At 74.1% G+C, this 14229-nt stretch carries 12 protein-coding genes; 8 read left to right on the top strand and 4 right to left on the bottom strand.

The window, feature by feature from the left end:
• Window positions 1-48: 48 nt before the first annotated feature.
• Window positions 49-1848: a thiamine pyrophosphate-requiring protein gene (locus IG78_RS0109095; protein WP_030560954.1), complete on the bottom strand. Its 1800-nt coding sequence runs from the start codon at window positions 1846-1848 to the stop codon at window positions 49-51.
• Window positions 1849-2179: 331 nt separating this feature from the next.
• Here IG78_RS0109095 and IG78_RS0109090 point away from each other — a divergent pair, with 331 nt between their 5' ends.
• The gene (locus IG78_RS0109090) at window positions 2180-3220 is read left to right on the top strand and encodes an RNA polymerase sigma factor SigF (protein WP_078964730.1); all 1041 of its coding nucleotides are present in this window, start codon (window positions 2180-2182) and stop codon (window positions 3218-3220) included.
• Here the strand turns inward: IG78_RS0109090 and IG78_RS0109085 are convergent.
• Window positions 3201-4322 carry a PAS domain-containing protein gene (locus IG78_RS0109085; protein ID WP_030560949.1) on the bottom strand — a complete coding sequence of 374 codons (1122 nt, stop codon included), beginning with the start codon at window positions 4320-4322 and terminating at the stop codon, window positions 3201-3203. The genes IG78_RS0109090 and IG78_RS0109085 overlap by 20 nt on opposite strands.
• A 165-nt stretch (window positions 4323-4487) precedes the next feature.
• Here IG78_RS0109085 and IG78_RS0109080 point away from each other — a divergent pair, with 165 nt between their 5' ends.
• From IG78_RS0109080 to IG78_RS0109070, 3 genes are all read left to right on the top strand, one after another.
• Window positions 4488-5189 (top strand): ANTAR domain-containing response regulator, encoded by a 702-nt coding sequence (locus tag IG78_RS0109080; RefSeq protein ID WP_030560947.1) that lies wholly within the window; start codon window positions 4488-4490, stop codon window positions 5187-5189.
• Window positions 5190-5273: 84 nt separating this feature from the next.
• Window positions 5274-6206, top strand: coding sequence for a hypothetical protein (locus IG78_RS43930; RefSeq protein WP_051852451.1), 933 nt, complete (start codon window positions 5274-5276; stop codon window positions 6204-6206).
• A gap of 127 nt (window positions 6207-6333) precedes the next feature.
• Window positions 6334-7563 (top strand): aminotransferase class I/II-fold pyridoxal phosphate-dependent enzyme, encoded by a 1230-nt coding sequence (locus IG78_RS0109070; protein ID WP_030560943.1) that lies wholly within the window; start codon window positions 6334-6336, stop codon window positions 7561-7563.
• Window positions 7564-7630: 67 nt separating this feature from the next.
• Here the strand turns inward: IG78_RS0109070 and IG78_RS0109065 are convergent, their stop codons facing one another.
• Together IG78_RS0109065 and IG78_RS0109060 are read right to left on the bottom strand one after the other, a co-directional pair.
• A complete protein-coding gene (locus IG78_RS0109065; protein ID WP_030560941.1) occupies window positions 7631-8266 on the bottom strand; it encodes a DedA family protein in 636 nt (211 codons plus the stop codon).
• Window positions 8263-9063, bottom strand: coding sequence for an MBL fold metallo-hydrolase (locus IG78_RS0109060; RefSeq protein ID WP_030560939.1), 801 nt, complete (start codon window positions 9061-9063; stop codon window positions 8263-8265). The genes IG78_RS0109065 and IG78_RS0109060 overlap by 4 nt, the downstream gene beginning before the upstream one ends.
• Window positions 9064-9162: 99 nt before the next feature.
• On the opposite strand from IG78_RS0109060, the gene IG78_RS0109055 reads away from it, so the two are divergent.
• The 4 genes from IG78_RS0109055 to IG78_RS0109040 all read left to right on the top strand — a co-directional run bounded on the left by IG78_RS0109055 (window position 9163) and on the right by IG78_RS0109040 (window position 14113).
• The gene (locus IG78_RS0109055) at window positions 9163-9591 is read left to right on the top strand and encodes a hypothetical protein (protein ID WP_030560938.1); all 429 of its coding nucleotides are present in this window, start codon (window positions 9163-9165) and stop codon (window positions 9589-9591) included.
• Window positions 9592-9815: 224 nt separating this feature from the next.
• Entirely contained in the window at window positions 9816-12056 is a 2241-nt protein-coding gene (locus IG78_RS0109050; RefSeq protein ID WP_030560936.1) for a phage holin family protein, read from the top strand.
• Window positions 12057-12144: 88 nt separating this feature from the next.
• Window positions 12145-13608, top strand: coding sequence for an amino acid permease (locus tag IG78_RS0109045; protein ID WP_030560934.1), 1464 nt, complete (start codon window positions 12145-12147; stop codon window positions 13606-13608).
• 79 nt (window positions 13609-13687) lie between these two features.
• Window positions 13688-14113, top strand: coding sequence for an OsmC family peroxiredoxin (locus tag IG78_RS0109040; RefSeq protein ID WP_030560932.1), 426 nt, complete (start codon window positions 13688-13690; stop codon window positions 14111-14113).
• The last annotated feature ends 116 nt before the right edge of the window (window positions 14114-14229 follow it).

Below are 14229 nucleotides of genomic sequence, written 5' to 3'. Positions count from 1 at the left end.
GCTGAGACCTCTCTCTTCCTTCGGTCCTGGTTGCCCGATCAGTCCCGATCAATCCTTCTTGCTCCCGAAGAACTCCTGAGCCTTCGCCTTGAGCCCCTGCTTCACCATCGCGGTACGGTCCGTGTCACCCTTGAGGACGGCGGCCGCGGTCGACTCGAGCTGGTCCCAGGTGGCGTGCGGCGGGATCGGCGGCACCGCGGGGTCCGTCAGGAACTCGACGACCGCGGGGCCCTCCGCAGCGAGAGCGGCACGCCAGGCCTCCGTCACGTCGTCGGGGTGCTCCACGCGGATGCCCGTCAGGCCGATCGAGCGGGCGAATTCCGCGTACGGCACATCGGGCAGGGACTGCGCGGGCAGGAAGGCGGGCGCGCCGCCCATCGACCGCATCTCCCACGTCACCTGGTTCAGGTCCTGGTTGTTCCACACGCCGACGACCAGACGGGGGTCGTCCCAGCGGTGCCGGTACTTGGCCGCCGTGATCAGCTCCGCCATCCCGTTCATCTGCATCGCGCCGTCCCCGACGAGCGCCACCACGGGCCGGTTCGGGTGGGCGAACTTCGCGCCGATCGCGTACGGCACCCCGCAGCCCATGGAGGCGAGCGTCCCCGACAGGGAGGCCCGCATGTCACCCCGCATCGTCAGATGGCGCGCGAACCAGTTGGCGGTCGAACCCGAGTCGCAGGTGACGATCGCGTCGTCGGGGAGCAGCGGGTCGAGCGCACGGGCCACGAACTCGGGGTTCACGGGGTCGGCGGCAAGCTCCGCCCTGCGCTCCAGGACACCCCGCCAGCGCTCCACGTTCGCGCAGATCTCCCTCTGCCACTCGCGGCCCGTCTCCCTGCGCTCCTTCGAGATCATCGGGATCAGTTGGCGCAGCGTGGCACGGGCGTCGCCGACCAGGTTCACCTCGTACGGATAGCGCATCCCGATCATGTGCGGGTCGATGTCGATCTGCACACCGCGCGCGCTGCCGAATTCCGGCAGGAACTGCGCGTACGGAAAGCTGGAACCGATGGTCAGGAGCGTGTCGCAGTCACGCATCAGCTCGTACGAGGGGCGGGTGCCGAGCAGTCCGATCGCGCCCGTGACATGGGGGAGCTCGTCGCTCAGGACGTCCTTGCCGAGCAGCGCCTTGGCGACGCCCGCACCGAGCAGGTCCGCGATCTCCTCGACCTCGGCGCGAGCACCCCCCGCGCCCTGGCCGACGAGCAGGGCCGCCTTGTCGCCGGAGTTGAGGACGTCGGCGGCGCGCCGCAGGGCGGTCGGTGAGGGCAGCGCGGTCCACGCGCTGCGGTCCAGGCTCGAAGGCACCATCTTGAACTCGTGCGTGGGCGGGCTGTAGTCGAGTTCCTGCACGTCACCGGGGACGATCACGGCCGTCGGGCAGCGGCGCGCGTACGCGGTGCGGATGGCCCGGTCGATGACGTTCGGCAGTTGCTCGGGAACCGTCACCGTCTCCACGAAATCCCCGGCCACGTCCTTGTACAGGGTGTGCAGGTCGACTTCCTGCTGGTACGAGCCGCCCATGGCGCTGCGGTCCGTCTGACCGACGATGGCGAGGACCGGCACATGGTCAAGCTTGGCGTCGTACAGGCCGTTGAGGAGGTGGATCGCGCCAGGACCCGACGTCGCCACGCACACACCGAGACGGTGCCCGAACTTGGCGTAGCCGACCGCCTCGAACGCGGCCGTCTCCTCGTGCCGGGCCTGGATGAAACGGGGCCGGTCGTCGGCCCTGCCCCAGGCGGCGAGCAGGCCGTTGATGCCGTCCCCCGGATAGCCGAAGACGCAACTGACGTCCCAGGCCCGAAGCCGTTCGAGGATGTGATCGGCGACCTTCGCGGTCATGCGGTGTCCTCCAGGTTGGCTGGGGCCCTCCGGGGGCGAACGAGCACGCGCTGCTGTGGACCGGTCGAGCGCGCGTTGCTGTGGACCGGGTGTCCAGCGGGCCGGGCGGGAAACACCCGGACGGGTCGCGTGTGCGCAGGGGTTTGTTTGCAGCCCCGGGCCGGGGGCAGGCGGAGGAACAGTGCTTCGGACCGGAGGCACGTCCGTGGGAGCGGCTTCGCTCATCCCCGGGTGTGCCCAGGTACAACAGGTGCACGCCATGCGCTTCCGTACGCCCTCCCACGGTGACTTTTCCACTCCAGGCACCGGCACCAAGGGAGTTGCACGCATCATGCGATCTGATGCAGCACGAACTGATGCAGCACGATGTGAGGACACGGCCCGGCACGACGGCACCGCCCACCCCGCGCGGCCCGAGCGGCCCGAGCACTCCGAGGGGGCAGGGGCTCCCCTCATCCCCCGGCCGCGACGCTCCGCGCGGCACCCGCACGACGACGCCCCCGACACCGCCGAGGCCTTCCGGCGGATCTGCGCCCTCCCGCACGGCCCCGAGCGGGACGCGCTGCGCGAGGAGATCGTGCGGGCCTGGCTCCCCATGGCCGAGCGCCTCGCGGGACGCTTCCGCGGCCGCGGCGAGGCACTCGACGACCTGCGGCAGGTCGCGGCCCTCGGCCTGGTGAAGGCCGTCGACCGCTACGACCCCGAGCGCGGCAACGCCTTCGAGAGCTACGCCGTACCGACCGTCACCGGCGAGATCAAACGTCACTTCCGTGACCACATGTGGACCCTGCACGTGCCGCGCCGGGTCCAGGACCTGCGCAACCGCGTGCGGTTCGCCTGCCAGGACCTGTCCCAGACGGTGTCGGGGCGCGCGCCCACCCTCGCCGAGATCGCCGAGCGGGCCCGGATGACGGAGGAGGAAGCCGCCACCGGCCTGGAGGCCCTCGACAGCTTCACCGCGCTGTCCCTGGACGCCGAGCTGCCCGGCAGCGACGACGGCTACGCGCTGCGGGACACCCTCGGCGGCCCCGACCCCGCTCTCGACACCGTTGTCGACCGCGAGGCCGTCAAGCCGTGCCTGGCCCGGCTTCCCGAACGCGAGCGGGACATCCTCTACATGCGGTTCTTCCGCGACATGACGCAGAGCCGCATCGCCGAGCACCTCGGCATCTCCCAGATGCACGTGTCCCGCCTGATCAGCCGCTGCTGCGGACGGATGCGCGAGGAAGTCCTGCGCGAGGCGGCCCGCCAGGAACTCCCCGACAGCGCGGACAGTGCGGACAGCGCGGGCGCCGGGACCGTCGAGTCCGTCCGGTTCGGCCGCGGCGCCGACGCCGCCCGGTCCGCCGAGGTCACGACGAACGCCGCATAGCCAGCGCGACATGGCGTGACATGACGTCCACGGCGCGCGCCTCCGCCATCGAGAAGGCGAGGCGCGCGCCGGTGCGGAACAGGCTGAGGACGCCCTCCACCGGCCCGTTCGTGCGCGCCGCGAGCGGCACGCACAGCAGGGACGTGACGTTCGCGCGGACCAGGATCGGGGCGCCGCCCGCGTCCCGCCCGAAGCCCTCCGGCGGATCGGGCCGCACCTGTAGCGTGGGGGCGCCGCAGCGAGCCGCGTCGCGCACCAGCGGACAGTCGGCCGGGTCCTGCGCGAGGACGTCCGCGACCGGTCCTCCCTCGGGGCCGAGCACACGGCGGCGCCGAGGACGGACCACCCCCTCGTCGGCGATCACCCAGTCCGCGAACCGGCCGTGCAGGACCTCGGCGACCCGGCCGAGCACCGCTGACGGGTCCCCGGCGGGCGCCGTGAGCAGCGAGATCGTCACGGCGTCCGTCAGCTCCAGGAGCTCGGCGTGCCGGGTCGCCTCCGTCAGGTCGGGGGTGCGGCCCCGGACGCCGCGGGGCAGGGGTTCGCGCGGGCCCGGGGGCTGCAGCACGACGAGGACCACCGGGCGGGGCTCGGTGCCGGGACGCAGCGCCGTCAGGGTCGCCCGTACGGGCAGCTCGGGGCGGTGCTGAAGGCGCACCGTCAGGCTCCGGTCGCCCTCGCCGCGCGCGACCGCCGCGGCCTGCGAGCGGAAGGCGGGCCGGTCGGCCGGGGTCAGGAAGACGGTGAGCGGGCGGCCCGTCGCGTACCCGCCGCGCATCCCGGTGAGGTCCGTGGCCGCCGGGTTCATGCGCCGCACCACGGTGTCGCCGTCGACCAGCGTGACCGGGAGCGGGAACCGCTGGAAGACGGCGCGCAGCAGCCGCTGCTCGTCACGGGTGGCCGACGCACCGGCCGCGGGGCCGTCGGCGGTCAGCCGCTCCAGGCCCGGCCACAACTGCTCCACCGCGTGTTCCAGTTCGAACAGGGCCGCGTCCAGCATGGTGCCCAGATCTCCGGAAGGGACGGCGCGGGACGCCTTCAACTCCGCGACACGGCGCATGAAATCAGCGAGGTCCTCGCCGAAACGATCGGTCTCCGCCATGCGTCGAACGTATCGGTTGCCACCGTTTTCCGGGGCCGACGCCGGGAATTCGAACGGGGAGGGTACCCGCGGGGCTCCGAAGGCCCGCGCGGGGCCGCACGGGATCGCACGGCACGACCCCCGGCCGGAAGGAACCGGAAGGAACCGGAAGGAAGGCACATCATGATGCCGACACTTCGAGGAACGGACGGTCCGGAATCCGCCCAGCCGGCCCGCAGGCTCTCGGAACTCGCCGAGCAGGCCGTGCGCTGCACCGCCGGGTGCTGCGGCGCGGGCACCACCGTCACCGACGGCGGCACGGAGCAGCCGGCCGCCGTCACCCACCCGGACCTCGCGCGCCTGGTCGCCGTGCAGCTTCGCTCCGGCGACGGGCCGATCCCGGCCGCCCGCGAGCGCGGCGCCCCCGTGGACACGGAGGACCTGCTGCACGACGAGCGGTGGCCGGAGTACCGCGCGCTCGCCCTGGACTCCGGGGTCCGCGCGAGCGTCACCCTGCCCTTCCGGCGGTCCGGGCTCACCCTGACGCTCAGCCTGTTCAGCTTCCGCCCCGGCGCCCTGGACGACGCGGGCTGCGGCCCCGCGCAGGCACTCGGGGACTTCGCGACGGCGGGCCTGGTCCGCGACCGGCACTACCGCGCGGCGCTCACGGAACTCGACCACCTGGGCGAGGCCCTGCGCACCCGCCCCGTCGTGGACCAGGCGTGCGGCATCATCATGCACGTCGTGACCTGCGACGCCGACCGCGCCTTCACCCTGCTGCGCCGCGTCTCCCAGCAGACCAACCGCAAACTGGCCGAGGTGGCGGCGGCGCTGGTGGAGACCAAGGGGCGGGGTCTGGAGCGGGAACTGAAGTCGGTGGCGGAGTGAACCCGCCCGGGGCGCGGGGCGGACCGCTCACCCGCCCGGAGGCCACACCGCGCGGATGACGCGGGCCCACGCTCGAATGGCCTCATGCGCTTTTCTGTCCCGCACTTCGCCCTGACCCTCACCACGGCCGCTCTGTGCGCCCTCGCCGCGACCTCGCCCGCGTACGCGGAGAACTCCGCCACCGCCGAGGTGACGCCCCGGCACGCTTCCCCCGGGCAGCACGTCACGGTCGCGGTCACCTGCCCGGCCGTCGGAGGCAACGCGCCCGCCACCATGGACGGCCACTCCCAGGCCTTCGACCGGGGCACCGTCCGCCTCGAACGCGTCACGCACCACCAGAACCAGCAGCACCACCAGAACAACCGGAACGGTGAAAACGACCCGATGGGGGTCCCCGGCCCCGGGAAGGCGTCCGCGAACGACCTGGAGCCCGCCGACGAGACCACTCCCGGGGACGGGGCGGACACCTCGTACGGAACCGGTACGGAGACCGAGACCGAAACCGAGACGGACACCTGGACCGAGACCGAGACCGAGACGGACACCTGGACTGAGACCGAGACCGGCACAGGGACCCGGACCGAGACCGGCACAGGGACCCGGACCGAGACCGGGACCGAGACCGGGACCGAGACCGGGACCGAGACCGGGACCGAGACCGGGACCGAGACCGGGACCGGAACCGGGAGCGCCGGAACCGTGTACCGGGGTACGGCCCGCATCGCCGCCGCCTCGGCCTTCGAGGGCGGCGGACCGAACGCCGTGGGCCCGGAGTCGGAGTGGGCCGTCGACGGCACCTGCCACGGCGACGGCCAGTGGAAGGCGACATTCACCGTCACCCGTACCGCCCACACCGCCACCCATACGGCCCCCGCCGTCTCCCGCGGTGTCCACGCGGGCCGCACCGGCGGCTTCAGCGACTCGACGCCCGCCCTGGCCGCGGGCGTACTCCTCGTCGTCGTGGCCCTCGGCGCCGCCGTGCACCGGCTGCGCCGCGACCGCCGGTTCGGCCGCTGACCGAGGGCAGGTCGAGGGCAGGTCGATGGCAGTCGAACCACCGGCCACCCGGATACGGGCGGCGCCGCCGCGGGTACGCAGACATCCGACGGCACCAGGACGGCCACGGAAGCGCACGGAGGTACCCATGCGGCGGACGGACCACGAGGGCCGCGGCCCCGTCCGGTACGGCCCGCCGCCGCCGGAGCCGGGCCTCCCGGTACTCCCGGAGCTGTCCGAGGTGCTGACCTCCGCCGCCGGCCGGGTCGACGCCCAGCCGCCCGGCGGCGACCGCGGCCTCCTGGACGCCGCCTGCGGCTACTGGTCCCGGCGTGGCCTGCCCGCCGGACCCGGACAGGTGGCCGCCGCACCCGGCGCCGCGCCGCTGCTGCTCGCGCTCGCCGCGGCGGTCGGCGGCGACGTCCTGCTGCCGCGCCCCTGCGCCGCCTGGTGGGAACCCCAGATGCGGCTGCTCGGCAAGTCCGTGTACCACGTGCCGACGCCCGCCGAGTGCGGCGGCGTGCCCGATCCGTACGCCCTGCTCGAAACCGTCCGCCGGGTCCGCGCCGAGGGCGGCGCCCCGCGGCTGCTCGTCCTCTCGGTGGCCGACGATCCCACGGCCACCGTGCCGCCGCCGGAGGTCGTGCACGAGGCCGTCGAGGCCGCGGCCGCGGAGGGGCTGCACGTCGTCAGCGACGAGACCTGGCGCGACACGCTGCACCGGCCGCACGAGACCGTGCTCGTCGGCCCCGCCGAGATGGCCCCCGCACAGGTCACCGTCGTCTGCGACCTGTCCGGCGCGTTCCTGCCGTCAGGACTGCCCGCCGCGATCGCCCGCTTCCCGGCGACCGGCCCCGCCACGGCGCTGCGCGCCCGCGTCCTCGACGTGCTCGCCGCGCTCGGCGCCACACCGACCGCGCCGGTCGCCGCCGCGGCCGCGTACGTGCTCGCCGAACCGGACGAGGTCACCGGCCGCCGCACCGCGGCGGTGCAACTGCACGCGCGCCTCGCCGCCGGGGTGCGGGAGCGGGTGACCGCGGCGGGCGGTCTCGTACGGCCGCCGCGAGCGGGCCGCCATCTGTACGCCGACCTGGGGCCCTTGCGGTCCGCTCTCGCCGCGCGCGGCGCCACCGACGCACAGGAGCTCGAGGACCACCTCCAGGAACGCCTCGGCATGCCCGCGCCCGGCGGCCACCGCTTCGGCGACGACATCGCCGCGTTGCGCGTACGGCTGTCCACGGGGCCGTTCCTCGGTACGGACCCGTGGTGCCGCCTCGCCGCGCTGGACGCCGCCGACCCGCTGGGGCTCCCGCAGGTGGAACGGGCTTTGGCAGAGTTCGGTTCGGCCTTGGACGAACTCCACGCAGACGGGGGCTGAGGTTCTGTCGCGCTTGCGCGCTCGTCCTCAAACGCCGGACGGGCTTATTGCGCTTGCGCGCTCGTCCTCAAGCGCCGGACGGGCTTTTTTGGCTCCGCAGGTGTCTCCACAGTGTCGGGGCGACGCTGATGACGACCGTCAGGCCCACCGCCAGGGCCACGCCCTGCCAGGGTTCCGGGAACAGGGAGCCGCCCAGGATGCCGATGAGCTGGTACGTCACCGCCCAGGCGAGGCAGGCGGGGAGGTTGCCGCGGGCGAAGCGGCGTACCGGCATCTGCGCGAGGAGGCACGCCAGCATGACCGGGAGCCGGCCCGCGGGGACGAGGCGGGACAGGACGAGGACGAGCACGCCGTGGTCGTCGAGCTTGTCCTGGGCCTGCCGCAGACGTTCCTCGGGGGCGCGGTCGCGGATGGCCGCCAGCCAGCGCGAACCGTTCCTGGAGCGCATGCCGCGCCGCCCGAGCCAGTACAGACCCATGTCACCGGCGAACGCGGCGAGCGAGGCCACGCCGAACACGATGAGCAGCGCGAACGGCGAGGTGTCGGTCCGGTGCAGGGCCACCACGGCCGCCGAGCTCACCAGGGCACCGGTCGGCACCACGGGCACGAGCGCGCCGACCACCACGAGCAGGAACAACGACGGATAGGCCACCGCCTGCTGTGTGGACTCCGGCGTCACCTGCGCCGCCGCGGTGAGGATCATCTCGTTGCCTCGGGGCGCACCGACTCGCCGTGCCCGAGCAGGTGCACGGCGACGTCCGGGGCGCGGCGGGCGGCCTGCCGTACGAACTCCTCGCCCGGGCCGTGGAATTCGTGCGGCCGCACCGCGTCCATGCCGATCGGCCAGTACGTCCCGTAGTGCACCGGGACCGCGCCGCGCGGCGCGAGCCTGGCCAGGGCCTCGGCGGCGCGGGCCGGGTCGAGGTGGCCGTGGCCGAGGCAGGGGCCCCAGCCGCCGACCGGCAGCAGCGCCACGTCCACGTCCCCGACCTCCGCGGCCATCGAGTCGAAGAGCCCGGTGTCCCCGGCGAAGTACGTACGGGCCCGGCCCTCGACGACATAGCCGAGGGCGGGGGAGCGGTGCGGGCCGATCGGCAGGCGGCGGCCGTCGTGCAGGGCAGGTACGACGCGTACGACCACACTGCCGCCACCGCCGGAGCCGTCGCCCACCGCCACCTCGTCGCCGGGCGCTACCTCCGTGAACCGCAGGTGGGACAGCCTGCGCAGGCCCCGTACCGAGCGGGGAGCGCCGCGCGGGACCAGGACGCGGGTGCCGGGGGCGACGCGGGCCAGGGAGGGCACGTGCAGATGGTCGGCGTGCAGATGCGAGAGGAGGACGACGTCCGCGGCGGCCGCCCGCGCCGGCGGGAGCGCGCCCCGGCGGCGGCGCAGGTGCGCGAGCCGGCGCACGAACAGCGGATCGGTCAGTACACGGATGCCCGAGTCCTCGACCGTGCAGGTGGCGTGCCCCCACCAGGTGACCGTGACGTCCGGTTGCACCCGTTCCTCCTTCGTGTGACTGTCTCCGAGCCTACGGCCAGGAGTAGTGTCGACGGCCGGCACCCGGGGCGGGCCGACGCCGGAGGTGAGGGGGACGTCATGGGACATGCGGGCACAGCCACCGCGCGCGCGGTGCGGGTCGCGGCGATCGCCAGCCTCACGCCCCTGGAGGAGCTGGACGCCGACCCCTTCCTCGTGGACTCGCGCAGCCAGCACGCCATGTGTGCGCGGTGGGCCGCGGACCAGGGGTATGTGGTGACGCGCGAGTTGGTCGTCCACCGCCTGCGCAGCGACCACGCCGTCCTGTGGAACGACGTGGACGCCGGACTCGTCGACCTCTTCGTGGTGCCGTGCCGACGGGTCCTTGAGCGGGCGCTGCGGTCACCCGAGGAGTTCACCGCGGAGTGCGCGCGGCGGGGGGTGCGGGTCGAGACCGCGGGGCTGGCCGAACCGGCGTACGACGCCCATATGAAGGCGCGCGTGCACCGGCGCCTCTCCATGCCGACCGCCGGGTACGACGGCTGCTGACCCCGGCCGCTCCGCGCCGAACCCCCACGCGCCCGTCGCCCCGGGCGGTTCCCGTCCACGGCGGGCCCGCGGCCTGTGGCACGCTGAGGGCCAGGTCGACAGGCGTGAGGCGGTTGGGTGCGGTGCGGGACGGGCGAAGGTGGCGGGCGGGCCGCACGGCATGGCGGACAGTGGGCCGCACCGCGTGGCGGATCGTCGCCGTGTGGGCGGTCAGCACGCTCACGATGCTCGTGCTCGCCGGCCTCCTGCCGGACTTCAAGCTCCAGTCGGACGACGGTGACAGCGCCACCCGCATCGCGGTCACCGCGGCCCTCGGCGCCGGCGCCTTCGGCCTCCTCTCGGCCCTGGTGTGGCCGCTCCTCGTACGCGCGCTGCTCCTCGTACCCGCCCTGGTCCTCGGCCTGCTCACGTTCTTCCTGAACGGCTCCGTGCTGCTGCTCGCCCTGCGCCTCATCCCGGACGGCCGCGGCGACGCCAACGCCGAGACCGCGGTGGTCGTCGCGGCCGTGATGTCGGCCGTCGCGTCGGCGACCGGCGGGGCCCTCGCCGTCCGCGACGACGACGCCTACCGCCGCCGCCTGTACCGCCTCGCCGACCGCAGACGCCGCCGCGCCGAAGGACCGTACGGCCCGAGCACCCCGGGCATCCTGTTCCTCCAGCTCGACGGCGTCGGACACGAGGTACTTGCCGACGCCGTGGGCGAGGGGGTCATGCCAACCGTCGCCCGCTGGCTCGGGGCGGCACCCGGGTCCGGGGGCGGGTCAGGTCCCGTACCCACCCACCGTCTCGTCCCCTGGCGCACCGACTGGTCGAGCCAGACCGGTGCCAGCCAGCTCGCCATCCTGCACGGCAGCAACCACGACGTCCCCGCCTTCCGCTGGTACGAGAAGGACACCGGCGAGGTCATGGTCTCCAACCGGCCCGCCTCCGCCGCCGAACTGGAGCGCCGCGCCGTCGCCCGCACCGGTGACCCCGGCCTGCTCGCCGACGGCGGCGCGAGCCGCGGCAACCTGTTCGGCGGGGGCGCCGACCAGTTGGCCCTCGTCCTGTCGGTGGCCGCGAGGCGCGGCCGGAAGAACCGCTCCCGCGCCGGTTACTTCGCCTATTTCTCCGACCCCGCCAACGCCGTCCGCACCGCCCTGTCCTTCGTCGCCGAGGTCGGCCGTGAGATCGCCGAGTCGACCCGGGCCCGCCTTCGCCGGCGCCGCCCGCGCGTCCGCCGCGGCGGCCTCTACCCCTTCATCCGCGCCTTCGCCACCGTCGTGGAGCGCGACGTCGTGGTCGCCGCCGTCATAGGGGACATGCTCGCCGGGCGCGCCGCCGTCTACGCCGACCTGGTCGCCTACGACGAGGTCGCCCACCACTCGGGGCCCACGAGCGGCGACGCGCGGAAGGTCCTGCGCCGCCTGGACCGGTCCCTCGCCCTGATCGAGCAGGTCGCCGACCACGCGCCCCGGCCGTACCGCATCGTGCTGCTGTCCGACCACGGCCAGAGCCCCGGCGAGACCTTCCGCGCCCGCTACGGCCTCACCCTGGCCGACCTGGTGCGCGCGGGCTCCGGGCTGCCGGTGCCCCGTCGCGCCGGGCGCACCCACAGCGGCGCCGAGGCCCGTTCGGCCGTGCGGGCCGCGCTGCGCAGGCCCGTCGAGGAGGGCGCGGGCGAGCACCATCCGCGGCGGCACGCGGAACCCGTCGTCCTGGCGTCGGGCAACCTCGGCCTGGTGTCCTTCCCCGACGTGCCGCACCGCATGAACCGCGAGGAGATCGACCGCCGCCACCCGGCGCTCCTGGCGACCCTCGCCAACCACCCGGGCATCGGTTTCCTGCTCGTACGCAGCGCGGAGCACGGGGCGCTCGTGCTCGGGGCACGGGGCGCCGAGATCCGTCTGGACGGCGACCTCGCGGGCCCCGAGGACCTGGGGCCCCTCGCCGACTTCGGGCCCGGCGCCGCCGACGCCGTGCGGCGCACCGACTCCTTCCCGCACACGGCCGACATCATGGTCAACTCCTGGTACGACCCGCAGGACGGGGAAGTCCTCGCCTTCGAGGAGCAGATCGGCTCGCACGGCGGCCTCGGCGGCGCCCAGTCCCGGCCGTTCCTGCTCGCACCGCTCGCGCTGTCCCCGGCCGTCGAGGACGGCGGTGAACTCGTCGGCGCGGAGGCGGTGCACGCCGTGCTGCGCCGCTGGCGGGAGGAGGAGCACGGGCGCACGCCCGTTCCCGCCGCGGCTCCCGCAGCCCCGGCCGCTCCCGCAGCCCCGGCCGCTCCCGCAGCCCCGGCGGGTCCGGCAGCCCCGGCGGGTCCGGCAGCCCCGGCGGCTCCCGCAGCCCCGGCCGCTCCCGCAGCGCCCGCCACACCCGCCGCCGTGGCACCCGCCGCCCCCGCGGACATTCGCCGCCCGGACAGTGGCCGCCCGACAGCTTTTACGGCCGCCGACCACGCCGCACCGGACAAAACACACTGATTTTGCGCAGCGTGGGCCGTGCCCGACCATGGCCGTGCGCTCGGCGATCCCGGGCGCGCGTACGGCACGACGAGAGGCGCACCACCCCATGCACGACACCGGAACCGTTTCCCCGTCGGCTCCGGCCCCCCACCAGGGAGAATCCCCGGGTTCCCCCGAATTCCCGAAGTCCGGTCCGACCCCGCGCACCGGTGCCGATGACGGTGCTGGTGCTGGTGCCGGTGCCGGTGACGACAGCAGGCACGCACGGCGCTTCGGGCTTCCCGTCGCCACCTGCCTGGTCATGGGCAACATCATCGGCGGCGGCATCTTCCTGCTGCCCGCCTCCGTCGCGCCGTTCGGCACCATCAGCCTGGTCGCGTTCGCCGTCCTGACGGCGGGCGCCGTCGCGCTCGCCCTCGTCTTCGGGCGGCTCGCGCACCGCGACCCGCGCACCGGCGGACCGTATGTGTACGCGCGCGCCGCGTTCGGCGACTTCGCGGGCTTCCTCGCCGCCTGGTCGTACTGGATCACCACCTGGGTGTCGAACGCGGCCCTCGCCGTCGCCGCCGTGGGCTACCTCGACGTACTGATACCCGTGGCCGACCACCGGTGGACCGCCTGCCTCGCCGCGCTCACCCTGCAACTCCTGCCCGCCCTCGCCAACCTGGCCGGTACGCGCTACGTCGGCGCCGTCCAACTCGTCGCCACCGTCCTGAAGTTCCTGCCGCTGCTGCTCGTCGCCTTCGGAGGGCTCCTCTTCTTCGACAGCGGCAACATGGGGCCGTTCCGGGCGAGCGACGAGAGCCCCGTCGGGGCCGTGTCCGCGTCCGCCGCCATCCTGCTCTTCTCCTACCTGGGCGTGGAGTCCGCCGCCGTCAGCGCGGGCGAGGTGCGCGACCCGCGGCGCAACGTCGGACGCGCCACCGTCCTCGGCACCCTCGGCGCGGCCCTCGTCTATCTGCTCGGCACCCTGGCCGTCTTCGGCACCGTCGCGCACGACAAGCTCGTCGACTCCACGGCGCCGTTCTCGGACGCGGTGAACGCGATGTTCGGCGGGTCCTGGGGCGGCACGGCCGTGGCGGTCGCCGCGCTCGTCTCCATGGTCGGCGCGCTCAACGGCTGGACGCTGCTGAGCGCCCAGGCCCCGTACGCCGCCGCCCGTGACGGTCTGTTCCCGAGCGCGTTCGCCAAGAAGCGGCGCGGTGTGCCCACCGTCGGCGTCCTGGTCACGGTGGTCCTCGCCTCGCTGCTCACCGTCTACAACTACACGGCGGGCTCCGCGGGCGTCTTCGAAGTCCTCGTTCTCGTGACGACGTTCACCGCCACCGTGCCGTATCTGCTCGCCACCGCCGCGCAGATCTACTTCCTCGCCTCCGGCCAGGGCGAGCGCGTGGACCGGGGCCGCCTCGTGCGTGACTCGGTGCTCGCCGCGCTCGCGTTCGGCTTCTCGATGTGGCTCGTCGCGGGCGCCGGGTACGCGGCGGTCTACCAGGGCGTCCTCTTCCTCTTCGTGGGCGTGCTCCTCTACGCGTGGATGGCGGCCCGCAAGCAGCGGGCCGCCACCCGGTGACCCCCGGGTACGCGCGCCGTTTCCCCCCGGAGTGTGATCGGATGTACCCCTAGGTACTTCATCGAAGGGATTTGGCATCGTGGCTACCACGCGCTCCGCACACACGGTCTGGGAAGGCAGCCTGACCGAGGGCTCCGGCACCGTGACCTTCGACTCCTCGGGGATCGGGCAGCAGGCCGTCTCCTGGCCCTCCCGCGCCGAGCAGGCGAACGGGAAGACCAGCCCGGAGGAGCTCATCGCCGCCGCGCACTCGAGCTGCTTCTCCATGGCGCTTTCCCACGGCCTCACCGGCGCGGGCACCCCGCCCACCAAGCTCGTCACCTCCGCCGACGTGACCTTCAAGCCGGGCACCGGCATCACCGGCATCCACCTCACCGTCGAGGGCGAGGTCCCGGGCATCGACGAGGCCGCCTTCACCGCGGCCGCCGAGAACGCCAAGGCCAACTGCCCCGTCAGCCAGGCGCTGACGGGTACGACGATCACCCTCTCGGCCAAGCTGGCCTGACGCCCCGCGCGAAGCCGCCGACCCGCACGACCGGTCGGCGGCTTCGTCGTGTCAGGGGGCCGGTGCGTCCGGGGTCCTGGTGTCCGGACGTCGGTGGGTCCGAGGCGGTGGGTGCG

It is taken from the genome of Streptomyces aureocirculatus (assembly GCF_000720475.1).
GTDB lineage: Bacteria > Actinomycetota > Actinomycetes > Streptomycetales > Streptomycetaceae > Streptomyces > Streptomyces aureocirculatus.
The sequence above is the reverse complement of the archived record's forward strand: the minus strand, read 5'-3'. Positions and strand labels throughout refer to the sequence as shown.